The following is a 25,414-nucleotide window of genomic DNA, read 5'->3' as shown; positions in this document are numbered from 1 at the left end:
GTGGTCATCGTGCGTGACGCAGGAAATCCGGACATTACGATTCATTTACGCCCGGGAACGGCGGCGGAAGTAAAGCAGAATCTGGAGGATTTGCGATGCGCTGCCAAATGGATTTGCGGAGAAGCGACCGGCTGCCAAATAAAAACAACGATTGACTGGAACAGCTTACATACAGCTGGGGTAGACGAAGCATCCGCCGGTGCTGTTCCGGAAGGGGGAGAAGAAAATGATCGACATGCCGTGTAAAAAGTGTAAGAGCGGTTTCCAGAACCGGATCTGCCGGAAATTCTGTTCGGCATATAAGCGCGCTTTCAATCGCAATGTTGAGCGGCAGCTTGATGAATACCTATTCCGGCGGCTGGCACGGTTCACAAAATAATAAGCAGGAAATCCCTTGAGGGCACTATAAAATGTATTGTGCGATGCGCAGAAAAATGACTGTATGGACTGTGGCGTATGCTGCGGACAGACAGTAAAAAGGACGGAGCCGTTTACGGTTTCGTCCTTTTTATATTTCGTCCCGCTATGCAGGAAGTTCAAAATGCTTTCGCGCTCTTTCGGCTGTTTCCATCTTGATCAATGCAGTTCGCTGCATGAATCATAAACCCGTAACCCGTCTATGCATACAGCTTCATTGAAAGTTCCGTTGTTTTGCACATTTGCATTGCTTTCCGAGCAGTTTCCATCCATAGAATATCCTCCTTTATTACAGTTGTTGAAGCTTGATTCTCTATACCATTTTATGGTAGGTGTTTCATTGTGTTACAGAAATATTTTCGGTTTGAAAGTATATTTTTGGAAATAGGCGAATGCTTAGAATGTTTTATATAATCATTAATATAGAGTATTATTAATCAGCAAATCATATCATAAATCCTATTAAAATGATCAATAAGTACAAAATACAAATCTATTTTGCGGATTAATTCGTCTTTTTACAAATTTTTTTCTGTTTCTATTTTGTAAAGATTCTGTTATAATTATGTTAAACTTAAGGACAATCTATACGACATGTAACGAAATGAGGTTATTAAATGTCGCTTGCACTTTTTGTGGCACTTATACTCGTTTGCGCTTCGATTTTTGTCAATGGCTGGACGGATGCGCCGAATGCAATCGCTACGGTTGTTTCAACCAGGGTTCTTTCTCCGAGGGTGGCCGTGATTATGGCAACGTTTTTCAACCTGGTCGGTATCATGTGCTTTGGCTCGGCCGTGGCCAGTACCATCGCAAACCTTGTCGATGTGGGCACCGGTTCCAATCCGCTGATCGCGATTTGTGCGGCGCAGCTTTCCATCGTTATTTGGTCTCTAACTGCTTGGCGGTTCGGCATTCCGACCAGCGAAAGCCATGCGCTGATTGCCGGCTTAATGGGGGCCGGAATTGCCTATAACGGCCTTTCTGCTTTTAAGCTGGCTGAATTTGAAAAAGTGCTTTGGGGCATATTTATCTCAACGGTTGTCGGTTTTACCGCGGCCTACTTTGTTACAAAGCTGGTTGGTTACCTTTTCCGCCGCGTGAAACGCGTAAAAGCAAACCGCTTTTTTTCGATCGGCCAGATGGCTTCCGCCGCTTTAATGGCGACCAGCCATGGCGCGCAGGACGGCCAGAAATTCATGGGCGTGTTTGTGTTGGTGATCTTGCTGGCAAACAATCAGCCGGTTCCTTCAACGGTTCACATTGATCTTTGGATCATGCTTCTGTGTTCGCTTGTTATGGCAATCGGAACTTCCATCGGAGGCTACCGTATTATAAAGACAATGGGAATCGATATGGTAAAACTGGAAAAATATCAGGGCTTTTCCGCTGAAATCGTCGCTTCCCTGTGCATGCTCATTACAACGGTGCATTCCGGTATACCGCTTTCCACAACCAATACAAAAGGAACGGCTATGATGGGCGCGGGCGCCGCAAGGCGGTTTTCCGATGTTAACTGGGGGATCGCCAAGGAAATGGTTATGGCGTGGGTGCTTACTTTCCCGGCCTGCATGCTTCTTGGTTACATTATGACCAAATTGTTTATACTCATTTTTTGATATATTATGTAGAGAATAAATAATCTGTTATTATTGAAGGGTAAGGGAATTCTATGAGTAGTTTTTTTGCTAAAGGGCCGGACTATTTTGAACTGTTTAAGAAAGGGATCAATATTTCGTGCAAGGCTGCAAAAGTGCTTCAGACCTCGTTTACGGACGGTCATATTGACAGGAATGAAATTGCCCAGCTGAAAGAGATTGAGCATGAGGGCGACCGGCATGTCCACTATTGTTCCAACCTAATTGCCGATTCCTTTATTACGCCGCTGGATCGTTCCGACATGATGGCGATGGTTCGTGCAATCGAGGCAATCACCGACAGCATCGACGATATCGGCAATCAGATTTATATGATGCACATTACCAAAGCAAGCGATTTTACGGTAAAAATGGTGGATTTGATCGTGAATTGCTGCGAAGGTCTGCAGGATCTGATGAATGAGTTTGAGCAGTATAAAAAGAATTATAAATCCATTAAGGAAAAAACTGTTTATGTTAACCATCTTGAAGAAGAGGGTGACGCGATTTTCAGCGAGGCTATGCGGGCGCTCTTTGACCCCGAGAACAAGATGGAAATGATTGACGTGATCCGGTTGCAGAATCTTTACAACACCTTGGAAGATGCGCTGGATTACTGCGAAGACGTTGCAGACATTGTGGAACAGATTATTATTTCAAACACCTGAAATTGAATTCTCTGAAGCTCACCTTTTGTTTGGGTGGGCTTTTCTTGCGCTTTGGGTCCTTTTATTTTGTGTTGAACACGTTACAATAGTTTGTTATAATACTAATATTACCGACTAAAAATGTAAAAAAGGGGCTATTTTATGGCAAAGGTAACATTGATTACATATACTCCAAATCCGGAAAAAACGGTTGCGCAGGCGGCAAAGCTCTGTTATTCTTCCGCTTCAATCGATACGATATCCGAAGGGCTGACACAGGAAAAGACCGCCTCCTTTGTTGACATGCTTTCTGACATTGGGCATGAAAGTCCCTTTGAACATGCATCCTTTACCTTTGGAATCGAAGGGGTTTCCCGCTCCTTTTTGGCACAGATTACCCGCCACCGCATTGCTTCCTATAGTGTGCAAAGCCAGCGTTATGTTACGGAATCCCATTTTGAATATGTAATTCCTCCCGAAATTGAAGCAGTTCCGGAAGCGAAGGCGGAGTTCCTTGCCGCCATGGAGGAGGACCAGCGCCACTACGAAAATCTGACCGCGCTGTTGAAGGAAAAGCATAAGAAAGAGCTGTTGGCGTCCGGTATGGATGAAAAGTTGGCCGATCGCGCCGCGCAGAAAAAATCCATTGAAGACGCGCGTTTTGTGCTCCCGAATGCGTGCAATACAAAAATGATCTGCACCTTTAACGTACGTTCGCTCCAGCATTTCTTTTCCCTGCGTTGCTGCAATCGCGCCCAGTGGGAAATTCGCAGTGTGGCTGTGGAGATGCTGCGTCTGGTACGCGGCGTGGCACCGCATCTGTTTAAGAACAGCGGCCCGGCATGTTTGACCGGACCTTGCCCGGAAGGGAAAATGTCTTGCGGAAAAATCAACGAGATACGAGAGTTTTTTAAGGGAATAGGGGAAAACTGATGAATGGAAGATTAATCGCAATGGAAGGGCTGGACGGCAGCGGCAAGGCGACCCAGACCGCTCTGCTTTGCAAAGCCCTTGCGGAGCGGGGCATAGAGCTGCGCCGCATTTCCTTTCCGGATTACGACGAACCTTCGTCCGCTTTGGCGAAAATGTATCTGAACGGCGAATTCGGCTCGAATCCCAATGATGTTAACGCCTATGCCGCTTCTTCTTTTTACGCGGTTGACCGGTTTGCCAGCTATCGGCGTTTCTGGAAACAGGACTATCAGAACGGCGCTTTGATCATTGCCGACCGTTACACCACTTCCAATATCGTTTTCCAGCTTTCCAAATTGCCCAAAGAACGGTGGGATGATTTTATTGACTGGTTGCAGGATTTTGAATACAATAAGCTGGAGCTTCCCCGTCCGGATCTGACAATTTATCTGAGTATGCCGCTGAAGGTGTCCCAACGGCTGTTAACCGGCCGCTACCACGGGAACGAAGAGAAAAAGGATATCCATGAGAGCAATGAGTCCTATCTTGCAGCATGCCATGAAAGCGCGGTTTATGCCGCGCAGCATTTGAATTGGAAGATTATCCGCTGCGCAGAAGGGGAAAAACCAAGGGCAGTAGAGGCAATTCATAAAGAGATTTTGCAAAAGGTCATGGAAGGATCGCAATAAAGAATTTTCGGGACAGATGGCAAAGATGCTCCTGGTTCCCAGAAAGGTGCGGTTACAAGCTGTCATTTGTGCTGTCTGGAGTGTTATGGTATGATTTGTTTTGCCGATTGGGGGATGCGCCGGGAGCTTGCCCAAATATGGGAAACCTGCTTTCAGGAACCCTCGCGCCCGGCAAAGTACTTTTTAAATAATTGTTTTCGGCCCCGGGAATGCCTTGTTTATCTTACAACCAAGGGGATCGCGTCCGCACTTTACATGCTTCCCATTCAAATTACTACGGATGGAAAGCCGGTTCAGGCGCATTATATCTATGCGGCGGCCACACTTCCCGCCTACCGCGGCCGCGGCTATATGGCGGCTCTTTTGGCTGCCGCCGCGCTGGTCGGCGTAAAGCGGGGGGATCAGTATTCGTCCGTGCTGCCGGCAACGCCGGATCTTTACCGCTTGTATGAAAAGTCCGACTATACTTCCTTTTTTAAAGTCAGCCATTATACTGTGTTACAGGAAACCATGCGAAAGCTTGCCGGTTCTGCCAGCCCGTCAAAGAATATTTTTGATTTTAAAGAATTAAATCTGCTTCGGAATAAAACCCTGCTTTCGCGGGCCGGAAATGTTTTATGGAGCGACGAAGCCTTTGCTTTCGCGCAGGGAATGGGAAGGGTTTACGGTGACCGGATGATTTGCGCCCGAACCGGGAAAGAAGCAGCCTACGCTTTTTGCCGCCGAATGGAGGACGGTTCCTGCTTGATTTTGGAGCTGATGGCAAGCGGGAAGACAATGCGTAATTTGGCCGCCTGCATTCTTCATGAGATGCCGGCGCAGAAATATATCCTTCGCCTTCCGGCATTCAGTCCGCTGGGGCAGAAGGGAAGCGTTACGGATTTTGGCATGATTAAGCCAATCGGGGGCACAACGGTTCGTCAGATTGGGGCGGATACGGACATGCCCTACCTTGGACTTCCGCTTGATTAATCTTTGGGAGGGTTCTGTTATGATTTATCTTTTTCTTGCAAATGGATTTGAAGAAATCGAGGCGTTGGCAACCGTTGATGTATTGCGCCGCGCAAGCTTGGATGTGGTTACTGTCGGCGTAGGCGGGAAAAGAATCACCGGTTCGCATAAAATCGAAGTGACCGTCGATGTGGAAGAAAAGGATGTTTCTTTCGACGGCCTGGATATGGTGATTTTACCGGGTGGCGTTCCGGGTACACCGAATCTGGAAAAATCAAAGGTTGTCCGGGAAGTGTTACGGCATTGCGAAGAACATAAGAAATATATTGCGGCGATCTGCGCGGCGCCTTCTATCCTTGGGCATATGGGTCTGTTGAAGGGGCATGCCGCGTGCTGTTTCCCGGGGTACGAAACGGAGCTGGACGCGCAAACTGTTTCCATGGATCCGGTTTGTGTCAGCGGAAAAATCATTACAGCGCGGGGCGCGGGCGTAGCGGTGGAGTTTGCCCTGGCTATCGTCGGGGAGCTGTTGGGCTCTGAAAAATCAAAGTCTCTTAGGAAGTCGATGCAATGTATATAAAGAACATCAAAGAAATAAAAATAAGTCTGCGCGCGCGTTACCGGAAGTTTCGCAGCAGGCTGGGCGAAGACCAGAAAGCCGGGATGGATTCCAAAATCCAAAACCGGCTTCTTGCGCTACGGGAGTATACGGGCGCGGAGACCGTGTTTACTTATGTCAGCAAGCCGATCGAGGTTGATACAATCGCGTTGATCAAGACCGCGCTTGCCAGCGGGAAAAGGGTTGCGGCGCCAAGGTGCGTTCCGGATACATATGATATGGAATTTTTCTATATAACTTCCCTTGATGATCTGGAAAAAGGCAGCTTCGGCGTTTTGGAACCGTCTCCCTCCAAATGTCGAAAAGTGACGAATTTTTCAAAGGGGCTTTGTATCGTACCGGGTCTCAGCTTTGACTCTCAGGGGTATCGCCTTGGATACGGAAAGGGCTATTACGACCGTTTCCTTGCCGGGTTTGGCGGAACAACGGTCGGTATCTGCTATTCCGGCTGCGTGCAGTGGAATTTGCCCCACGGCTATTATGACAAACCCGTGGATATATTAATTACGGAGAAGTATATTCGGAGGATGGTAAATCAAAGGGCAGGCGGCTGAAATGCATTTGTAGGAGGTTGTATCCATGAGTGATGAGAGGGATCCCAACGGTTACCATCAGAAAAGGGTACAGAATTTTAAACTGAATATAAAGGACGAGGACTTTTACGCAACGCCGGGAGAAGATTATCCTTCCGCACCTGTGGGCAGAAGGGCGGACTCTCGGAATCGCGATGTGCTGCATAGTTACAGCGATCCCCGGGCGGCGCACCGGGCAAAGCTTTCGCAAAGTGAAGCCGCGATCCGCGCCGAACATGCGCACCAGGTTCGCAATTTGGAAAAGGGAAGGAAGAATAAGAATTTCTTCCGCTTTTTCTGGGTTATTATGGTACTTTTCACCTCCGTGCTGCTTGCGCAGTATATGATTACCGGAATTAACGACATGCTGGCAATCGGAAAGGAGAAGGTAAGCGTAACCGTCGAAATTCCCAAGAAAGCAACTTCCGAGCAGGTTGCCGGTATTTTAAAGAATGCCGGAGTGATCCGGGATGCGAATTTCTTCATGCTGTATTCCAAGCTGACCAAAGCGGATGGAAGCTATCGCAACGGCAGTTATAAAATTGACACGAATTTGGATTATCAGGCGATTATTACGGCGCTGCAGTCTAATCTGAACCGCATCGACACAATTAAAGTCACCATTAAAGAAGGTATGAATGTCCTCGAAATGGCGGGACTGCTGGAAAAGCAGAATGTTTGCAGCGCAAAGGAGTTTCTTGCCATTGCCAATTCCGATCAGTTTGACAGCGGCTATGAAATCATTCAGGCGATCAGAAACGGAAAAGAACGGTATTACAAGCTGGAGGGCTACCTGTTCCCGGACACCTATGATTTTTATAGGGAAGAAGACCCGAAGAATGTGGTGAAAAAGCTCCTGAATAACTGTAGCAAAAAACTGACCAAGCAAATTCAGGATAAGGCGGCGGCGCAAAATATGTCGCTCGATCAGGTAGTGACGCTGGCTTCCATGATTCAGGCCGAGGCGGCGGATAAAGAGGATATGTACAAGGTATCTTCGGTTTTCCACAACCGGCTTGCGAAGAAAGAGGGCGACCTTCAGCGCCTGCGTTCCGACCCAACTACCTATTATCCTTACCGTACAAAGGATGCGGTTCCGTCCGATCTGCGTTCCACTTATAAGAGCCGTTACGATACCTATACCATAAAGGGACTGCCGCCGGGTCCGATCTGCAATCCGGGAATGGATGCGATTGACGCAGCACTGAATCCGGCCAATACCAACTACCTCTATTTCTGCCACGATAAGAACGGCAAGGCGTATTACGCCACAACGAATGCGAAGCATGAGGCGAATTTAAGGAAAGCAGGATTGAAATAATTGGAGGGGGAAATTTGAAAGAAGAAAGCAATCGCGTTGAGCTGCTGTCGCCGGCCGGCGATACGGAACGGCTGGGCGCGGCCTTGGAATTTGGAGCGGACGCGGTTTATCTTGCCGGACAGGGGTTCGGTATGCGCACCGCCCCCTCCAATTTCAACCGGGAAGAGCTGCAGAAGGCTGTTCACTTAGCGCATGAGAAGAACGTTAAGGTATATCTTACCTGCAATACCGTACCCCATAACGAAGAACTTGCCCGCCTCCCGGACTTTCTGCGCTTTGCGCAGTCCGTCGGGGTGGACGCGCTGATTATTGCGGATTTCGGCGTGCTGGCAATGGCAAAAACCTATGCGCCGGATGTGGTGGTTCATATGTCCACGCAGACGGGAGTTGCGAATTACGCCAGCGCGAACGAGCTGTACAATCTGGGCGCTTCGCGGGTTGTCCTTGCGCGGGAGCTGAATTTGGAAGAGATCGCGGAAATCCGTGCGAAAACGCCGAAGCAGCTGGAAATCGAGGCGTTTGTCCACGGCGCAATGTGCGTTTCCTTTTCCGGGCGCTGTCTTTTGTCCAGCTATCTGACCGGGCGCGACGCGAACCGCGGGGACTGCGCACAGCCCTGCCGCTGGGAGTATGCGCTGGTGGAATCCAAGCGGCCCGGGCAATATATGCCGGTTTTTGAAGACAAGAACGGCACCTATATTCTGAATTCGAAGGATATGTGCATGATTGAGCATATTCCGGAGATGATTCAGGCCGGCGTAACCAGCTTGAAAATTGAAGGCAGGGCAAAATCCGCCTACTATGTGTCGGTCGTCACGAACGCATACCGGAATGCCATTGACGAATATTACCGCAATCCGAAGCAAAAACTCTCTCCGTGGATTGCGGAAGAACTGAATAAAATCAGCCACCGCGAATACAGCACCGGCTTCTATTTTGGGCACGAACCGGGCCAGGTTTATGAAAACGGCGGCTATGTGCGGGAGTATGACGTCATCGCGGTATGTGAGAAATACGAAGACGGCGTTGCGACGCTGTCCCAGCGGAACCGGTTCTTCAAAGGGGATACCGCCGACATTCTGGAAAAAGGGAAGAAACCCTATCTTCTTACGCTGGATGAACTGTTTGACGAATACTGGAACCCGATCGGATCCGCCCCGCACGCGATGATGACCGTATATTTCAAAACGGATCATCCGATCGCAAAGGGCGCGATCCTGCGTAAAAAGCGCGTATAATTGCATAAAAATCCTCCATATTGGGAATCCTACCCAATATGGGGGCTTTTTTATGGAAAAAAGAACGGCAGTTTTTTTCGCTGCTATGATGATGTGTATGTTTCTGAGTATATTGAACATCTTTTCGATCTCCAGCGGCTCGCGGCTGGCGGCGACCGCCGACAACCAGAGCAGCTACAAACTGGTCCTCGCAAAAACGAGAGGTACGATTTATGACTGCCATAAAGTACCTTTCACAAGGTCGGGAAGCGAGTATGTGGCCGCGGTTTCGCCAAGCGTGGAAGGTGCCGCGGCGCTCAGCAAAACGCTGTCCGCCAAGGAAATGCAGGAAGTGTATCCGTCCCTGACTGCGGGCAAACCGTTTGCGCTGAAGCTTCTGAAAAACATTACCGCGCCCGGAATCGATGTGTTTCGCGTTAATAGCCGATACCATGAAAAGCAGCCGGCCGTGCATATTATCGGTTACCTGGACGGTACCGGAGCCGGCGCAACGGGGATCGAAAAGGCATTTAACGAGCAGCTTACAAAAAATCAGGGGGAAATATCCGTTACCTATCGGGTGGACGCCCTGAATCGGGTGCTGCAGGGGGAAAACAAAAAAATTAACGATACTTCCTATCTGGAAAACAGAGGGGTCGTCTTGACGCTTGATAGGAATATCCAGGACATAGCGGAGAAAGCGGCTGAAAAGTACCTTACCAAGGGAGCGGTTGTCATTGCGGAGGTACCGTCCTGTAAAATCCGCGCCATGGTGAGCCTTCCGGCTTTTTCGCCGAGCCATCTTGCGGAAGCGCTGAAATCCAAGGATTCCCCGCTTATGAACCGCTGCCTTTCCGCTTACAACGTCGGTTCTGTTTTTAAGCTCGTTTCCGCCGCGGCCGCGCTGGAGTACGGCATATCGCCGGATACGCCCTACACCTGCACCGGCTCGATCAATGTGTATGGCGATTTGTGTCATTGCTTTAACGGGGAAAGCCATGGCGCCGAAACCATGAAGGAGGCGATGGCGCAGTCCTGTAATACCTACTTTATCAATATTATGCAAAAGGTGCCGCAGGCGCAGTTCCTTTTGATGGCACAGAACCTGGGTTTTGGGCACGCGTTCGAAATCGCGCCGGGAATAGCTTCTTCCGAAGGGAATCTGCCGACGCTGGAAAGCCTGAACATCCCGCGCGCCCTTGCGAATTTTTCCTTCGGACAGGGCGATCTTACCGCAACGCCCATGCAGATTACCGCGATGATCAATACCATTGCGAGCGGCGGGAAGTTTACGCCGCCGAGCGTGTATGAGGGCTTTGTGGACGAAAATCTGAAATATACGTCGAAAGCCTCGGAACAGAAAAGTGCGCCGATTCTTTCCGACAGAACCGTGGAATTGCTCCGCGATTTTATGAAGGAATCCGTTGAAACAGGAACCAGTAAAAAAGGCAAGCCGGAAAAAGGGGGGGCGGGTGCGAAGACTTCTACCGCACAGACCGGGAAATACGTAAAAAATGTGGAGGCGGTGGAATCCTGGTACGCGGGATTTTATCCTTATGACAACCCGAAATACGTGATTACCGTTTTCGCAGAAAGCGGCACTGGCGGCGGCGCAACCTGCGGCCCTGTATTTAAACAGATTGCCGACGAACTTGCTGAAAAATAAGTCGCTATCTGCCAAATTTCATTGACAAGAGAAAGAATACAGTTTATAATCAAAATGAAATTCAATGTGCATTTTGGGTTGTTTTTAAGACGGCAGCCGGAATGTAATGGCGTTAAAGGGTACGAATGTGTCGGTTACTGCGAAAGAGAGGGGGTCCCTGGCTGAAAGATTCCTGCATTCCCCGGCGCTGGAGCCAACCCCAGCCCTGCGGCGACGAGCCGCGGCGTTCCCCGCGTTAAGGGATTCAAGCGGCGCGGCAGCGCAATTTGGGTGGTACCACGGATTTCTCCGTCCCATTGTGGATGGTGAAGTCTATTTTTTTTGCGGCGCACCGAACAAAGATATCTATTATTTTGGCCTGAGAGGCGGAATGGAGTTATTGCAATGAAATGGACTGGTTTGAACGAACTGCGTGAAAAATATCTGTCTTTCTTCGAATCGAAGGGGCATCTGCGCCTGCCAAGCTTTTCTTTGGTGCCGAAGGACGACAACAGCCTTTTGCTGATCAATTCCGGCATGGCACCGATGAAAAAATATTTTACCGGAGAGGTGACTCCGCCCCGCAAAAGGGTGACTACCTGCCAAAAATGCATCCGTACGCCGGATATTGAGCGCGTAGGCATTACCGCGCGCCACGGCACGTTCTTTGAAATGCTCGGCAATTTTTCATTCGGCGATTATTTTAAGCATGAGGCGACCGCGTGGGCGTGGGAATTCTGCACGAAGGTTCTGGAAATGCCCGTTGACCGCCTTTGGGTCACCATTTATACCGATGACGACGAAGCGTACGAAATCTGGACAAAGGAAGTCGGCGTTGCCCCCTCCCACATTGTCCGTATGGGGAAAGAGGACAACTTCTGGGAGCATGGCTCCGGCCCCTGCGGCCCCTGTTCGGAAATCTATTTTGACCGCGGCGAACAGTACGGCTGCGGTTCCCCAACCTGCGGCGTCGGCTGCGACTGCGACCGCTTTGTTGAGTTCTGGAACGTTGTGTTCTCCCAGTTTAACAGCGACGGCAAGGGAAATTACCCGCCGATGGAGCACCCGAATATCGACACCGGCATGGGCTTGGAGCGCCTGGCCTGCATTATGCAGAATGTGGACAATCTGTTCCTTGTCGATACCGTCCAGAATATTATGAAGCATATCTGCCGGATTGCGGATGTAAAATACGGTGACGACCCGAAAAAGGATATTTCCCTGCGCGTCATCACCGACCATATCCGCAGCACCACGTTCATGATTGGCGACGGCGTTATGCCTTCAAACGAGGGCAGGGGCTACGTCCTGCGCCGCCTGCTGCGCCGCGCCGCGCGCCATGGGCGTCTGCTCGGAATTCGCCGCACCTTCCTTTCCGAGGTTGCGAATACCGTCATTGATGAGAATAAGAACGCGTATCCGGAGCTGGATGAAAAACGCGCGATGATCTTAAAGCTTATCAACGTGGAAGAGGAAAGCTTTGCGAAAACCATTGACCAGGGCCTTCAGCTCTTAAACACATATATTGAAAACGCCAAGTCCAAGGTGTTTTCCGGTGCGGACGCATTTCGCCTGAGCGATACCTACGGCTTCCCGATCGACCTGACGAAAGAGATCGTCGCGGAGCGCGGTATGACGGTTGACGAGGAAGAATTTAAGCGCCTGATGCTAGAACAGCGCGAACGCGCCCGCGCGGCAAGAAAGAACGCCGGTGCGGATGCATGGGAGGGCGAAAACGACATTCTGGAAGGTGTTCCGGAAACAGAATTCCTTGGGTACGGCCAGTTTGAAACAACAGCAAAGGTGACTGCCATTGTCCGCGATGGTGAACGCGTGGAATCCGCGACGGCCGGCGATGAAATTGTGCTGGTGCTCGATAAAACAACGTTCTACGCGGAAAGCGGCGGGCAGATCGGCGATACCGGCACGATCGAGTCCGGCAACGCGATTCTGGAAATAAAGGACACAACCAAAAACCATGCGAAAAATTATCTCCATCACGCGGTGGTGTCTGCAGGGGAAGTCCGCGTTGGGGAAGAAGTTAAAGTATCCGTAAATAAGGAAAAGCGCCTTGCAATTATGCGGAACCATACGGCCGCGCACCTGCTTCAGGCGTCCCTGCGCAAGGCTCTGGGAGACCATGTGGAACAGGCCGGCCAGCTTGTCAATGAGAAGCATGTCCGTTTTGACTTTACCCATTTTTCCGCTTTGACAAAAGAAGAATTGCTGAAAGTGGAAGCGCTTGTCAATCAGGCGATTTTAAGCGGCATACCCGTGGAATGCCGCGAAATGGAGATTGAAGAGGCGAAAAAATTAGGCGCGATGGCGCTGTTCGGAGAAAAATACGGAAAGATTGTCCGCGTAGTTTCCGCCGGCGATTTTTCGAAGGAATTCTGCGGAGGCACGCATATCGATAATACCGCGAAAATCGGCCTGTTCAAGATTGTATCGGAAAGCTCCGTTGCGGCCGGCGTACGCCGTATTGAGGGTGTTACGGGAACGGGCGTGCTTTCGCTTCTGAATTCAACCTTACAGGAGATTCATGAAGCAGCGGCGGCGCTGAAATTGAACAATCCCTCTGAACTTGTGCAGAGGGCAGGCCAGCTTACCGCCGAGCTGAAGGAAAAGGATAAAACGATCGAAGCCCTGAACGCGAAGCTGGCCGCAATCCGGATGGACAGCCTGCTGGCGGGCGCAAAGGACGTAAACGGCGTGAAGCTGGTTACGGCGGTCATTCCCGGTGCACAGCCAGACGCCCTGCGCGCGATGTGCGACAAAGCGCGTGACTTTTCACCCAATATGGTAGCCGTACTGGCGGGAACGCACGACGGAAAGGCGAATATCGCCGCCTGCGTTGCAAAAGAAGCGCTGGCAAAGGGCGCGAACGCCGGGCAGATTGTGCGGCAGGTGGCACAGCTTGCGGGTGGAAACGGCGGCGGAAGGCCCGACAGCGCGATGGCTGGCGCAAAGGATCTTGCAAAATTGGACGAAGCGCTTGCCCAGGCAGAAAAAATAGTTGCCAATATGATTCATTAAGACTATAATGGTTTTTGTTGTATTGTTACAAAAGGAGGTATCATATGGACTGCGTATTTTGCAAAATAGCGAATGGGGAAATACCGAGCAATAAAGCGTACGAAGACGACAAAGTGCTTGCGTTCTACGATCTTGACCCACAGGCTCCGGTGCATATATTGATTATCCCAAAGGAGCATATCCGGTCTGTGGAAGAAATAACCCCGCAGAACAGCGCGGTTGTCGCCCGTATCTTTGAAGTCGCGGCAAAGCTGGCGAAGGAAAAGAACCTGACGGACGGATTCCGTGTAGTCAGCAATGTTGGAAAAGACGGCGGCCAGAGTGTTCCTCATCTGCATTTCCACCTGCTGGGCGGTCGCTCGATGAAGTGGCCTCCGGGCTGATTCTTCGATGATTTTATTTCTGAAAGGTCGATAAACAATGGGTGAATATTATAAGATGACGATTGCGGGCTGTGAACGGAGCCTTCCGATCTGTCCGATCAGCGACACGCTTGACATCGCGGGCTTTGTTATGCTCGGCGATGTAGAGATTACTGAGAAGGCTGCCGCGGCGCTCCTTGCAAAATGCCCCGAGCATGATGTGGTGGTTACCGCAGAAACAAAAGGAATCCCGCTTTGTTATGAAATGGCGCGCCAGGGCTGTCGGCGCTATATCGTAGCGCGCAAGAGCGTTAAGGCGTATATGCGCAATCCGATTCATGTTGAGGTGAAATCGATCACAACCGACCATGTGCAGAAGCTGTATCTTGCCGAGGATGACTATAAAGGCTTGAACGGCAAACGTGTGCTGATTGTGGACGACGTAATCAGCACGGGGGAATCCCTTGCCGCCATGGAAGACCTCGTCCGGCAGTTCGGCGGTAAGATTGTAGGCCGCGCCTGTGTACTGGCCGAGGGCGACGCGAAGGACAGGGACGATATTATTTATCTGGAACCCCTGCCTCTCTTCTTTAAAGACAAGAAGTAATCTTTGCATGCCGTCTGCTGTTTGGAATCTTGACGGCAAAGCTCCTGATCGGAATGGTTGCTTTTGGAGACGGAAACGGACTATTTCAAATTCGGAGGAATGTATATGAAGCGGCCGCTTGTGTTGGTGGGTTTTTGTTATCTGCTGACGCTGGCGGCCGCCGTCTATTTTGGCGCGAACAGATCGATACTTCTGGCGTGCGTTGCAATTCTGGGTTTCATCGTGGCAATGTTTGAGCCGAAACTGCGCGCAACGGGTATCTTTCCCATCGCGTTTCTGACCATATCGGTTGCGTTCGGAAGCTTTTACGGCTTCCATAAAACCGTTATGGAACCGGTGCAGGCGCTTGCTGGAAAAGACGTGGTCGTTGAGGGAACCGTTTGCGAGCTGCCGGCAAAAGCGTACGGACGTTTTTATTATGTGACGGAAGTAAACAGCATTTCCGGAAAGAAAGTGGAACACCCGTTTAAAATCCGGCTTTCCGCGCACAATGCGTTGAATGTGGAACCCTACTCGAATGTAGAGGGGAAGGTGCATTTGTTTCTGCCGAATGGCGGGGAAGGCTATTCCTCCCGTTCCTACTATGCTTCAAAGGGAATCCCCCTGTTTGCTTTCCTGTATGAATACGAAGGGGTGAAGGTAAGCCCGCCTACGCGAAAACCGCCGTATTATTATGCCCTCCGGCTGCGGTCGGCACTTCTGAAATCGGTTCGCTCCATCCTACCGCCGGATGAAGCCGGACTTATAAACGGCGTTTTGTTCGGCGATACGGCCGGATTGCCCCAGCAGGTTACCGATGATTTCCGAACCATTGGAATTTCCCATATCCTGTCTGTTTCGGGCTTGCATATGACGACAATGGCACAGCTTATTTTGATGCTTTTGCTGTTCTTGAAAGTTCCGAAGCGGGTTGCCTCTGTAATCGCCTGCGCGGGGGTCGTCTGTTTTATGGCGGTTACCTGTTTTGTCCCTTCCGTTACCCGCAGCGGGATTATGTGCATTCTCTATCTGGGGGGGATGGTGGTTTCCCGCCGCCCGGATTCGCTGAATTCCCTGGGAATCGCGGTTTTGCTGATTAGTCTTGGAAATCCGTATGCGGCTGCGGATGTGGGGCTTCTGCTCTCCTTTGCCGCTACACTTGGGCTTGTTTTATACTCCGGGAAAACAGCAGCTTTTCTGAATGTAAAGCTTGACCGTATCCCGAAAATTTCACCGCTGGTCCGAGGGGTCAACGGGATTCTTGCCACTACCGTATGGGCGGTGCTGTTCACTCTCCCGATTATCATTTTTGCCTTCGGAAGAGTTTCCCTCGCAGCGCCTGCCGCAAATTTACTGGAACTGGTTCCTTCCACATTGATGATGAATTTTTCCGCCATCGCTGCCGTTATGAATTTGCTCAGCCCTAAGTCGTTTCTGGCAATGCCGTTTGCGCTGGCGGCGGGGCTTTTGGCAAAATTCATGCTTTCCTGCGCATATTGGCTTGCACAGCTTCCGTTTGCGAGCGTTTCCGCGTCCGGGGGCTTTATCCTGCTTTGGCTTGCTGGGACCATCCTGCTTCTTGCGTCCGCTATGCTGATGAAACAAAGCAGGCGCCTTTACCGCAATGTCGCCCTGCTTTCGGCAATTCTGCTTTTCACCGGGGTTTTGTCCCATCAGGTTTTCCTTCGCGATGTGACACGCCTTGCGGTGCTGGATGTTGGCAGTACGGAATCGGTTGTCTTAACACGCAACGGGCATGCGGCGGTTTTCGGCTGCGGCGGATTTTCTTCCGGCCCGATCAAAAGCTATTTGCAAAGCGAAGGGGTTACCCGGCTGGACTGCCTTCAGCCGCTAACGCTGTCGGACGAGGAATCGAAAAACGCGGCGGAGCTGATCCGAGCATTTTTCCCGCGCAGGGTGCTGATCCAAAGTGATGGGCTGATTGACGGCTTTTTGCAAAAAGAATTGCCGAATGCCGCGGAAGTTTCCACATTTCACTTGACCGCCCGCTTGCATTTGTGGGACAATACAGAAGTGGACGCACAATGGAGCGGAAAAGCCTGTACGGCGCGTATTTCGACAGGCGGGGTGTCCGTCCTTATTTGTCCGGAGGACAACCTTTCCGAACTGCCGCCACAATGGCTTGATGCTGATGTTGTGGTTACAAATTCCATGCTGCTGCAAATGGAGCTATTGAATCCGGTTTGCTGTGTGCTTTCTATGGATCAGGAAGACCTGTCCAAAGCGGGTAAAAGTCTGAACGGTAAAAATACCGTAATTACCGGCGGTGCGGGAAATATTGTTTTTGAAATACAGGAAAATCGAACCGTTAAACTGAGGAGGGAGTAACTTGCCGGAAATCACCGAAGCAGAACTGAAAAAACAAATAGAAAAGTCCAATTTTTCCAGGTTGTATTTTTTGCATGGCCAAGAGAAATATCTGCTTGCCCTTTATGCGAAGAAATTAATAGCCAAGGCAGGCGGAACCGCTTTTCCGGATTTTAACCTTCAGCGGTTCGGCGATACCGCTTCCATCGATGAAATCGCTTCCGCTGTGGAGGCTCTCCCGTTCATGGCGGAACGTAAATGCGTTGCCGTGTCCGACTTGAACGTGGAAGGCCTGCGGGCGCAGGAAAGCGCAAAGCTGGAAGAACTGGTGAAAAGCATACCGGATTCCACGGTACTAGTCTTTTTTCTGCCTTCTATTGAAATCGATTATAAGACCAATAAAAAATGGAAGAAGTTTATCACGCTGGCAAATGAAGTGGGCGTTACGGTTCATATTGGCAGGTGTTCCACGCCGGAGCTTGAAAAGGCGTTGTGTTCCGCTGCTGCAAAACGCGGCTGTGAACTCTCGCGGCAGAATGCAGGGCGGATCATCCGCTCCTGCGGAAATTCTATGCAGACGCTTTTTAACGAGCTGGACAAGCTGTGCGCCTACGTGCAGGAAGGGGAAATAACCACTCAGACAATTGATCGGATCGTCGTAAAAAACCTGGAAGCGAGGGTCTATGATTTATCAAAAGCGATTGTTTCGGCCGATTACGACAGGGCCTATAAGGTGCTGGATCTTTTGTTTCAGCAGAATGAGGAGCCGGTGTCCGTTCTAGCGGTCCTATCCTCCGCATATGTCGATATGTACCGTGTCCGGATGTCCGTTCAAGGGGGCTTTGGCGTAACAGAACCAGCAAAGCATTTCGATTACGCCCGCAAGGAATTCCGGCTTACCAATGCGGAACGCGATGCCGCGCGGCTGACGACCTCCATACTTCGGCAGAGCCTGCAGGCGCTTCTGAACGCCGATACCGCGTTGAAAAGCGCGCGCGGCGACCGGCGGATCGTTATGGAAAAACTGATTGCGGAGTTATTGTTAATCGCAGAAAAGGAGCGGGTGGGTTGATTAAAATCAAGGAAGCGGTTATTGTTGAGGGAAAGTATGATAAAATCAAGCTGTCGTCGATTATCGACGGCCTGATTATTGAAACGAACGGCTTTCAGATTTTTAAAAATAAAAAACAGCTTGATATGATCCGCCGTCTTGCGGATGCGCGCGGCCTTTTGGTTTTGACCGACAGCGACTCCGCAGGTTTTCTAATTCGCAATTACCTTTCCGGAGCAGTCAGCCCGGAGAAGATCAAGCATGCTTATATTCCCGATATCCTTGGCAAGGAAAAGCGGAAGGAAAAGCCCTCCCAGGAGGGAAAGCTCGGGGTAGAGGGCGTACCCGCCCAAGTGCTTGTCGACGCTTTGCGGCGCGCCGGGGTCACCTGCGATTCGGATGAAAAACCGGCGGGACGTAAAATTACAAAGATAGATCTTTATCTTGCGGGACTTTCCGGCGGGGAAAATAGTGCGCAGAGGAGAGCCGTTTTGCTCAAAGAGCTGAACTTGCCCGAACATCTGGCACCCAATTCCATGCCGGACGTATTGAACAGTATTCTCACGTATGATGCGTTTTGCTGTCTGATCGACAAACTTTTTAAAAAATTATAAAATAGGGTTGACATGATCATATGGATGATGATATAATACTCCTTGCTGAGTCGCGCGAGTGCTGGAATTGGCAGACAGGCACGTTTGAGGGGCGTGTGTTGCATGACGTATGGGTTCAAGTCCCATCTCGCGCACCAAACAAAAAAGCCGCATGGATACTGAGAAAATCAGTTGTTCATGTGGCTTCCTTTATTTTTTGTCTTCGCCTGAATTTACAGGTGTATGTCCACCGTTTTGAACATAAAAAAGGTTGAGAGGGTTTTAAAAACCCACTCAACGCTGTTTTGTGACTTCTTTATGATGGCAGCTGATTGTAAGTGGACAGAAGCTAAAAGGGCAAAGGGATCAAAACCGGCTTATACTTACACGAACCGACTGTGTGCAGGGGAAGAGCATCTATACTTTCATAATCCTTTCGAAATCCGTTTTTAGACAAACCATCGAAATGCAGAAAGGCAGGATGTATGTACGTATTGTCTACTTGCCTTGGAACAATGTTAAACTCAATATACTCCATATTATCTTTTTCAATTTCCGATAACTTTCTTTTCACAGAGTCAAGGCTTACCAATATCTTTTGCATTTACAACACTTCCTTTCTATTTAAACGATCGATTATACAATCATCTACCACGATTAAATTATAGTGGATGCCCAGTATTTTTTCAATAGCGAAGAAAATCGAAAAAAAGGATGTTTTGCAAAATAAGGCTGCTTGAGAAAATATTTTTCAAATTTTATACGGAACCGTTTCAATCGCATTGGAGTATATTGCTATATAGGAAATCCGCCCCAAGTGATTGAGGGGCGGATTTTTACGGGTCTTACTCTGCTATGTGCTTTTCGCATAATGCGCAGATTCCCATTGCCGGAATGGTAAGAAGGCACCAAAGCATGGAGAAAGGAACGCAGATTTGTCCCATTATATTGAGAGGCATGGAGGAATAATCCCACACGTCCATTTTTAATGCGACGTTTACAATCATACCGATGACGAATTCTACCGCTGTGATAATCGCTGAGCCTACAAAACATTTTACCGACATAGGTTTCGCTTTCATGTCATGGTTGCATACGCGGTTGATTAAGCACAGGCAGATTCCTCCGGCAGCGGCCATAGAGATATCCGTTTTGCCTCTGCAAAGGATTTCCAATGCGGGATAAATCGTTCCTCCCGTAAAAAAAAGCAATGCATTTTTTTTCATCCTATATCACCCCGTTTGGTTTTCTAATCGAATTGTTTGCAGGGTGGATGAATTTATGCATTTTTGCTTAAATTTTAAGGCGGCAGGCCGATAATATTTATAATACGATATTTGATAAATAATTATGGATGTAAATAGTCGAAAGAATTGATTATAAATAGAAGTGGGTGATTGCATGTCAAAAAAAAATAAAATGATGGTTGCAGTCACTATACTTATTCTATTGCTGCTTTTGTCAGGCGCAGGGCTTGTTTACAAAGTTCAAAGCCTTCTCACATCCGATGCCCTGTCGATGATTCAGGAAATTTCCGCGCAAGGGGCAAACGCGGTACATGTATCGATTACGGAAAATTTGGATTTTCTGAGAACTCTTTCCGATCAGGAGGAGTTTTTAAAATCGAATGATACCTTAGAGCAAATCCGCGCGCTTTCCAAAGGAGCAGAACGAAGAAATTTTACAAGGATTTATTTTGCGGATAAAACCGGCCGGGTGGTTACCAATGATGGAAAAATCGTAAGATTGGACAAACAAAAATATTTTCAGCAGGCCATGAAAGGAAATGCGAATGTTTCCTTCGGCCAGACCGATCTTTTTGATGTTGACCGTAAGGTGATTACGTATGCCGTTCCGGTTATCCGGTCTCATGCCGTTTACGGGGTTATCGCCGCAACGGCTGATAACGGAAATCTTGGAATACTGGACGGCATTGCCACCGGGCCGGATCGTTCCTTTTTTCTTTTATCCTCGGACGGTTCCGTGATTTCCAGAAGTGCCGGCGAAGACAGTTTCCAAAATTTTTTTCAATATTTCAGAAAACAATCGAATCCGAAAGAACTGGAAAGGATTCAGAGGGATTTCCAGCAGGATCGGCCTGGAAACGGCCTGTTAACTGTGGATGGTACGGCTAATTTGATGGGGTATAGTGCGATTCAGGGTACCGACGGCTGGATTCTTGCTGTCACAGCGGAAGAGAATACGTTTCAGTCGCAGGCGGGTAAAGTCCTGTTCATGAGTGAAATACTCGTCGCTTTTTTAATTTTGATATGTATTGCTTGTGCAATTAGTTTTTTAAAATTTAAAAAGAATACTTATGAAGCAAAGCTGCACCAGGAAGAAGAAATCAATCATTTTATTTATAGTGATGCGTTAACCGATCTGCCGAACCGAAAAGGGGTGAAAAAAAATATAAGGGAATGGTTTGAGTGCACCAAGTGCAAAACAGGCGGAGCTTTTTTTCTTGATGTGGATAATTTCCGTTCCGTAAACAATACGTTTGGGAATGATGTGGGGGACGAATTCCTTGCTGCCGCCGCTTCACGCTTGGCGATGCTTACCGGGAAGAATAACATTATCGGAAGAATCGGCGGCGATGAATATGCCTTGTTTATCTCGAATATCAGTACAAACGCCCAGTTGGAGGATTTCGCGAAAAAGATCGTCGAACTCTTTAAAAAGCCTTTTCTGGTTCGGAAAAATGTTATCCAGTTAACCTGCAGCATTGGCGCTGTCCTCTTTAATTACAGCGAGGTTGTCAAGGAAAATAAGTTTGACGATATCATTAACCGCGGGGAGTTTGTGCTGCAGGAGGCAAAAAAGAACTCAAAGGGAAGCTATGAAATCTACAACGACCAGTATGGGATGTCCATTGAGCGACGCTTCCAAATGCTTTCAGAGCTGAAATTGTCCATCTACAATAAGGAATTGGTCTGCTATTATCAGCCGCAGTACGACTATGATAAAAAAGCCGTCGTCGGCTTTGAATCTTTGGCCCGCTGGAACAGCAAGAAATTTGGAATGGTTCCTCCGCTTCAGTTTATCGAGCTGGCCGAGGAAACCGGATTCATTAAGCAGTTGGGGCGTTTCATGATCAACCAAGCCTTTGCTTTTGCAAAAAGCATAAGTGACCCCGGCATTTGTGTATCCTTTAATGCTTCGCCGATTGAGTTAATGCAGGCGGATTTTACGGATTATGTAATCGAGCGTTTCTGCTATTACGAGCTGGAGCCGGAGAGCGTGGCGATTGAAATTACAGAGTCCTGCTTGATTGAATCGTTTGATGATGTGGTAAAAAAACTGAAAATCCTCACGGATTGCGGCATCAGCATCTATCTGGATGATTTCGGAACCGGCTTTTCTTCGCTTTCTTACTTAAAGGAACTGCCGATCCATGCGGTGAAAATCGATAAAAGCTTTATTGACAACATCGTTTCCGATAGGGTAAGGAGAGACATTGTTGATATGATCATCCGGCTGGCGCATCGCCTGAATCTGAAGGTGATTGCCGAGGGAGTGGAAACAAAGGAGCAGGCGCAGTGTATTTCCGAATGCGGATGCAACCTAATTCAGGGGTACTACATCAGCAAGCCTGTCCCGGGCGAAGAGGCCATTGCTTTCCTTGATGAGCTGAAAACCGGATAAAAGATTAAACTGCAGAGCAGCTTTGTGTATTTTGCTCTGTAGTTTTTTTTTATTTTGTGTTATAATCTGTTGTAGAAATGATTTTCAATACAGTTTATAAAAATAAATTATTTTTTTATTTAAGGAAAGGGAGATTGAAATGAAAATCATCAGCGCACCGGATTACCAAAGCATGAGCAGAAAAGCGGCGAATATCATATCTGCTCAAGTGATTCTGTTCCCCCATTCGGTTTTGGGCCTTGCAACCGGTTCCACGCCGCTGGGTGTTTACAGCCAGCTTGCGGAATGGTACAAAAAGGGAGATATCGATTTTTCCAAAGTTCACACGGTTAATTTGGATGAATACTGCGGTTTGGCTCCCGACCATGAGCAGAGCTACCGCTACTATATGAATACGAACTTTTTCCAACATGTAAACATCCCATTAGAAAACACAAACGTTCCCAACGGGTTGGCAAAGGATATTGAAGCGGAATGCAAACGTTATGACCATGTAATCAACAGCCTTGGCGGAATCGATTTACAGCTTTTGGGAATCGGCCATACCGGCCACATCGGTTTTAATGAGCCGGATTCCGATTTTGACAAAACCACACACAGCGTCAGACTCACACAAAAGACCATTGATGCGAATTCCCGTTTTTTTGAAAAGCCCGAGGATGTCCCTCACTATGCGATCACAATGGGCATTAAAGCGATTATGCAGGCAAAAAAGATATTGCTGATAGCAAACGGGGAAAGTAAAGCGGATATTTTGTACCGTTCCCTTTTCGGGCCGATAACGCCGGAAGTTCCCGCTTCTATTCTTCAGCTTCACAATGATTTAACGGTGGTTGCCGACGAAGCAGCGTTGAAGATGATCCGGGAGAAAAATCCTTCCGCGATCGGCTGATCAGCCAGAAGTTTTACAGAGCGAACTCCGGTTCGCTCTTAATTTTTGGAATAATTTATGGTATAATAAATTAACATGAAGAAGGGAAGATGAACATTGAGCTTTGGAAATAAAATATTAAATTACCGTGAGGATATACTGAAAGATTTGGCGGAGCTGGTTGCTATTCCCTCTGTCCAATCAAAGCCGGAGGAGGGAATGCCGTTCGGCAGGGAAGTGGCAAGGGTCATGGACGCGTTTGCAAATATGGCGGATCGGATGGGCTTTGTAACGAAAAATGTCGGAGGGTATGCCGGCCACGCAGAATACGGCGAAGGAGACGAGGTTGCGGCTGTTGTTGCGCATCTCGATATTGTTCCGGAAGGGGAAGGCTGGGACACCGACCCGTTTACGCTTACAAAAAAGGGAAACCTGTATTTCGGGCGCGGCACCGCGGACGACAAGGGCGCGGCAATTGTCGCTCTTTACTGTTTAAAAGTCCTGAAAGATGAAAATATTAAGGGAAAACGCCGTCTTCGCGTCATTTTCGGCGGCGGGGAAGAAACAAGCAGCAATGATCTGGAAATGTATCTGAAATCGGAACAGATGCCGGTTATGGCCTTTACGCCGGATTCCGATTACGGTATCTGCAACCGCGAAAAGGGAATCATGCGTCTGACGATTTCCACAAAAAGCGACAGCTCCGTTATAAAGAAATTTACTGCCGGAACGGTCGTCAATGCCGTACCGTCCAAAGCGGCGGCGGAGATTCTCTGCACGGAAGATGTCTTCCGGAAATTGCAGGAGGCTGCGAAAACAACGCCCGGCGATTTCCATGTGGAGCGGACGGCGGACGGCGCGAAAATCACCTCCGCCGGAAAAGCGTCGCATGCCATGCAACCGCAGGAAGGATTTAATGCCGCAACCCATTTAATGAAGCTTCTCGGCGTCGTTTTTAAAGCAGAGGAGCTGGGTACGCTCGTTCGGTTTGTTAATACAAAGATCAGTACGGAGCTTTACGGCGAATCCCTTGGCATTTCGCAGCGGGATAAAGAATCCGGTCCGCTTACTTTCAATGTTGGTCTCGTAAATATAGGGGAGGGCGAAGATTCGATCGGAATTGATATTCGCTATCCTGTTACCGGAGATGGAGAGGGGATATTTGCAAAGATCGCAAAAAATGCCGCAGGTTTTGGCTTGAAATGCGAATGGCAAACACATTCTAAGCCTCTTTTCCTTCCGGAGGACAATCCGTTCATTTCCCTTTTGAAGGATTCGTATGCCGAGATCACCGGGAATCCGGCGGATCTATACGCTACCGGGGGCGGCACGTATGCGCGTGCATTTGAAGGCCGCGCCGTGGCGTTCGGTCCTTTCTTCCCGGACGAAGCGGATCGCCGGCTGCACAATACGAACGAAAACATTGACATTGACCGCTTTATGGTGCATGCGCAGATTTGCCTGGAGGCAATGTATCGCATGTTTACAAAATAAGCTGGTGGATTATAGGAAGATACGATAACCGAATTCTGTAAAAAGGGGCGTTCTTTTCCTCTCTCCTGGGTAAAAATGAGTGTATCGTATGTGAAAAGGGCTGACAACGTCTTTCAGACGGCGTCAGCCTGTTTTTTCCATAATATGTAAGAAAAAAGAGCCGCCAAAAAACTTGGCGGTTCTTTTTAATAGGACTCGGTTACAGAAGAAATTCGTAAAATTTCAGCGATGGAGCAAAATTTGTCCGAAAAGCTGACGATGTAAGCTTCCTTATATTTTGGAAATTTCACCGTCAACGGCCACATGTGCTTTACAATAATATCTTTTTCCAACTCATTCAGCAGGAAATGTTTTTCCGCGTTTGCAAGGGCGGTAAGCGGATGCTTAAAGCCGTGCAACCCTATTGGATTTTTTGTATTATGCCAGTCATATAGAAAAAAGTCATGCAGAAGCGCGCCCCGAATGATGCTTCGGTAATCAACTTGCAGATTTAGCTTACGGCAAATCCAGAAGCTGAGGTAGGCCACGGAAATGCTGTGTTTTAAACAGGAAACATCCGCATGCTGTATGAAAGTATCCATCAACTGCACATCGTCGGAATTCAATAATTCCTCTGCACAGCTTTTAAAAAACTGTTTTTCCTCTGCCGTTAGTTTCAGATTGCTCATCTCCGATTTTGTACTAGAGTCTGTTAACACTATTGCATTAAAGTATAAAATATAGTATAATAATTATATGGAAATAACAAAAGAACAATTTGATCGAATTGCCTCATATCTTCCGCGGCAACGTGGAAATGTGAGTATGAGCAATCTTCAATT

General features: G+C 48.7%; 22 protein-coding genes and 1 tRNA gene. 21 read left to right on the top strand and 2 right to left on the bottom strand.

Annotated features, from left to right (window positions below; genetic code table 11):
- Window positions 1-9: 9 nt before the first annotated feature.
- The 18 genes from P9B68_RS08280 (at window position 10) to P9B68_RS08195 (ending at window position 18,741) form a co-directional block, all read left to right on the top strand.
- Complete coding sequence (locus P9B68_RS08280; RefSeq protein ID WP_277668835.1) at window positions 10-246, top strand: hypothetical protein; 237 nt, start codon at window positions 10-12, stop codon at window positions 244-246.
- Between the two features lie 788 nt (window positions 247-1,034).
- Complete coding sequence (locus P9B68_RS08275; protein ID WP_135656639.1) at window positions 1,035-2,036, top strand: inorganic phosphate transporter; 1,002 nt, start codon at window positions 1,035-1,037, stop codon at window positions 2,034-2,036.
- A gap of 53 nt (window positions 2,037-2,089) precedes the next feature.
- Complete coding sequence (locus tag P9B68_RS08270) at window positions 2,090-2,722, top strand: DUF47 domain-containing protein (RefSeq protein WP_135656642.1); 633 nt, start codon at window positions 2,090-2,092, stop codon at window positions 2,720-2,722.
- Between the two features lie 141 nt (window positions 2,723-2,863).
- Complete coding sequence (gene thyX, locus P9B68_RS08265) at window positions 2,864-3,634, top strand: FAD-dependent thymidylate synthase (RefSeq protein WP_277668834.1); 771 nt, start codon at window positions 2,864-2,866, stop codon at window positions 3,632-3,634.
- Window positions 3,634-4,302: a dTMP kinase gene (locus P9B68_RS08260; protein WP_135656648.1), complete on the top strand. Its 669-nt coding sequence runs from the start codon at window positions 3,634-3,636 to the stop codon at window positions 4,300-4,302. Before thyX ends, P9B68_RS08260 begins: the two co-directional genes overlap by 1 nt.
- Before the next feature lie 90 nt (window positions 4,303-4,392).
- On the top strand, window positions 4,393-5,274 hold the full coding sequence (locus P9B68_RS08255) for a GNAT family N-acetyltransferase (protein ID WP_277668833.1): 882 nt from the start codon (window positions 4,393-4,395) through the stop codon (window positions 5,272-5,274).
- 19 nt (window positions 5,275-5,293) lie between these two features.
- Window positions 5,294-5,833, top strand: coding sequence for a DJ-1 family glyoxalase III (locus P9B68_RS08250; protein ID WP_135656652.1), 540 nt, complete (start codon window positions 5,294-5,296; stop codon window positions 5,831-5,833).
- Complete coding sequence (locus tag P9B68_RS08245; protein WP_135656654.1) at window positions 5,824-6,426, top strand: 5-formyltetrahydrofolate cyclo-ligase; 603 nt, start codon at window positions 5,824-5,826, stop codon at window positions 6,424-6,426. Before P9B68_RS08250 ends, P9B68_RS08245 begins: the two co-directional genes overlap by 10 nt.
- Window positions 6,427-6,451: 25 nt before the next feature.
- On the top strand, window positions 6,452-7,765 hold the full coding sequence (gene mltG / locus P9B68_RS08240; protein ID WP_135656656.1) for an endolytic transglycosylase MltG: 1,314 nt from the start codon (window positions 6,452-6,454) through the stop codon (window positions 7,763-7,765).
- A gap of 14 nt (window positions 7,766-7,779) precedes the next feature.
- Entirely contained in the window at window positions 7,780-9,003 is a 1,224-nt protein-coding gene (locus tag P9B68_RS08235) for a peptidase U32 family protein (RefSeq protein ID WP_277668832.1), read from the top strand.
- 52 nt (window positions 9,004-9,055) lie between these two features.
- Window positions 9,056-10,648 carry a peptidoglycan D,D-transpeptidase FtsI family protein gene (locus tag P9B68_RS08230; RefSeq protein WP_135656661.1) on the top strand — a complete coding sequence of 531 codons (1,593 nt, stop codon included), beginning with the start codon at window positions 9,056-9,058 and terminating at the stop codon, window positions 10,646-10,648.
- 384 nt (window positions 10,649-11,032) lie between these two features.
- Window positions 11,033-13,663: an alanine--tRNA ligase gene (gene alaS / locus P9B68_RS08225; RefSeq protein ID WP_277668831.1), complete on the top strand. Its 2,631-nt coding sequence runs from the start codon at window positions 11,033-11,035 to the stop codon at window positions 13,661-13,663.
- Between the two features lie 44 nt (window positions 13,664-13,707).
- Entirely contained in the window at window positions 13,708-14,046 is a 339-nt protein-coding gene (locus P9B68_RS08220; protein WP_277668830.1) for a histidine triad nucleotide-binding protein, read from the top strand.
- 37 nt (window positions 14,047-14,083) lie between these two features.
- Window positions 14,084-14,632 carry a phosphoribosyltransferase family protein gene (locus P9B68_RS08215; protein WP_135656669.1) on the top strand — a complete coding sequence of 183 codons (549 nt, stop codon included), beginning with the start codon at window positions 14,084-14,086 and terminating at the stop codon, window positions 14,630-14,632.
- A gap of 105 nt (window positions 14,633-14,737) precedes the next feature.
- A complete protein-coding gene (locus tag P9B68_RS08210; protein ID WP_277668829.1) occupies window positions 14,738-16,960 on the top strand; it encodes a ComEC/Rec2 family competence protein in 2,223 nt (740 codons plus the stop codon).
- A gap of 1 nt (window position 16,961) precedes the next feature.
- Complete coding sequence (gene holA / locus P9B68_RS08205) at window positions 16,962-18,011, top strand: DNA polymerase III subunit delta (protein ID WP_277668828.1); 1,050 nt, start codon at window positions 16,962-16,964, stop codon at window positions 18,009-18,011.
- Entirely contained in the window at window positions 18,008-18,604 is a 597-nt protein-coding gene (locus tag P9B68_RS08200) for a toprim domain-containing protein (protein ID WP_135656676.1), read from the top strand. The genes holA and P9B68_RS08200 overlap by 4 nt, the downstream gene beginning before the upstream one ends.
- A 52-nt stretch (window positions 18,605-18,656) precedes the next feature.
- Window positions 18,657-18,741: transfer RNA gene (locus P9B68_RS08195), tRNA-Leu, on the top strand.
- A 687-nt stretch (window positions 18,742-19,428) separates the two neighbouring features.
- Here the strand turns inward: P9B68_RS08195 and P9B68_RS08190 are convergent.
- The gene (locus tag P9B68_RS08190; RefSeq protein WP_135656678.1) at window positions 19,429-19,809 is read right to left on the bottom strand and encodes a putative ABC transporter permease; all 381 of its coding nucleotides are present in this window, start codon (window positions 19,807-19,809) and stop codon (window positions 19,429-19,431) included.
- Window positions 19,810-19,984: 175 nt separating this feature from the next.
- Between P9B68_RS08190 and P9B68_RS08185 the strand changes: the two genes are divergently transcribed.
- The 3 genes from P9B68_RS08185 to P9B68_RS08175 all read left to right on the top strand — a co-directional run bounded on the left by P9B68_RS08185 (window position 19,985) and on the right by P9B68_RS08175 (window position 24,593).
- Complete coding sequence (locus tag P9B68_RS08185) at window positions 19,985-22,228, top strand: bifunctional diguanylate cyclase/phosphodiesterase (RefSeq protein ID WP_277668827.1); 2,244 nt, start codon at window positions 19,985-19,987, stop codon at window positions 22,226-22,228.
- A 139-nt stretch (window positions 22,229-22,367) separates the two neighbouring features.
- The gene (gene nagB / locus P9B68_RS08180; protein WP_135656682.1) at window positions 22,368-23,120 is read left to right on the top strand and encodes a glucosamine-6-phosphate deaminase; all 753 of its coding nucleotides are present in this window, start codon (window positions 22,368-22,370) and stop codon (window positions 23,118-23,120) included.
- Window positions 23,121-23,216: 96 nt separating this feature from the next.
- Window positions 23,217-24,593, top strand: coding sequence for a Sapep family Mn(2+)-dependent dipeptidase (locus P9B68_RS08175; RefSeq protein WP_135656684.1), 1,377 nt, complete (start codon window positions 23,217-23,219; stop codon window positions 24,591-24,593).
- 185 nt (window positions 24,594-24,778) lie between these two features.
- On the opposite strand, the gene P9B68_RS08170 is transcribed toward P9B68_RS08175, so the two are convergent.
- Window positions 24,779-25,198 carry an HD domain-containing protein gene (locus P9B68_RS08170; protein WP_330566920.1) on the bottom strand — a complete coding sequence of 140 codons (420 nt, stop codon included), beginning with the start codon at window positions 25,196-25,198 and terminating at the stop codon, window positions 24,779-24,781.
- Window positions 25,199-25,414 lie beyond the last annotated feature (216 nt).

It is taken from the genome of Caproiciproducens galactitolivorans, from assembly GCF_029266045.1.
Lineage (GTDB): Bacteria > Bacillota > Clostridia > Oscillospirales > Acutalibacteraceae > Caproiciproducens > Caproiciproducens galactitolivorans.
The sequence above is the reverse complement of the archived record's forward strand: the minus strand, read 5'-3'. Positions and strand labels throughout refer to the sequence as shown.

What these genes read in the sequence shown, in the direction of transcription:
- mltG (WP_135656656.1), top strand. Translation starts at nt 6,452, where the DNA reads ATGAGTGATGAGAGGGATCCCAACGGTTACCATCAGAAAAGGGTACAG.
- P9B68_RS08220 (WP_277668830.1), top strand. Translation starts at nt 13,708, where the DNA reads ATGGACTGCGTATTTTGCAAAATAGCGAATGGGGAAATACCGAGCAAT.
- P9B68_RS08245 (WP_135656654.1), top strand. Translation starts at nt 5,824, where the DNA reads ATGTATATAAAGAACATCAAAGAAATAAAAATAAGTCTGCGCGCGCGT.
- P9B68_RS08185 (WP_277668827.1), top strand. Translation starts at nt 19,985, where the DNA reads ATGTCAAAAAAAAATAAAATGATGGTTGCAGTCACTATACTTATTCTA.
- P9B68_RS08260 (WP_135656648.1), top strand. Translation starts at nt 3,634, where the DNA reads ATGAATGGAAGATTAATCGCAATGGAAGGGCTGGACGGCAGCGGCAAG.
- P9B68_RS08275 (WP_135656639.1), top strand. Translation starts at nt 1,035, where the DNA reads ATGTCGCTTGCACTTTTTGTGGCACTTATACTCGTTTGCGCTTCGATT.
- P9B68_RS08215 (WP_135656669.1), top strand. Translation starts at nt 14,084, where the DNA reads ATGGGTGAATATTATAAGATGACGATTGCGGGCTGTGAACGGAGCCTT.
- nagB (WP_135656682.1), top strand. Translation starts at nt 22,368, where the DNA reads ATGAAAATCATCAGCGCACCGGATTACCAAAGCATGAGCAGAAAAGCG.
- P9B68_RS08255 (WP_277668833.1), top strand. Translation starts at nt 4,393, where the DNA reads ATGATTTGTTTTGCCGATTGGGGGATGCGCCGGGAGCTTGCCCAAATA.
- P9B68_RS08250 (WP_135656652.1), top strand. Translation starts at nt 5,294, where the DNA reads ATGATTTATCTTTTTCTTGCAAATGGATTTGAAGAAATCGAGGCGTTG.
- P9B68_RS08230 (WP_135656661.1), top strand. Translation starts at nt 9,056, where the DNA reads ATGGAAAAAAGAACGGCAGTTTTTTTCGCTGCTATGATGATGTGTATG.
- P9B68_RS08270 (WP_135656642.1), top strand. Translation starts at nt 2,090, where the DNA reads ATGAGTAGTTTTTTTGCTAAAGGGCCGGACTATTTTGAACTGTTTAAG.
- P9B68_RS08190 (WP_135656678.1), bottom strand. Translation starts at nt 19,809, where the DNA reads ATGAAAAAAAATGCATTGCTTTTTTTTACGGGAGGAACGATTTATCCC.
- thyX (WP_277668834.1), top strand. Translation starts at nt 2,864, where the DNA reads ATGGCAAAGGTAACATTGATTACATATACTCCAAATCCGGAAAAAACG.
- P9B68_RS08210 (WP_277668829.1), top strand. Translation starts at nt 14,738, where the DNA reads ATGAAGCGGCCGCTTGTGTTGGTGGGTTTTTGTTATCTGCTGACGCTG.
- alaS (WP_277668831.1), top strand. Translation starts at nt 11,033, where the DNA reads ATGAAATGGACTGGTTTGAACGAACTGCGTGAAAAATATCTGTCTTTC.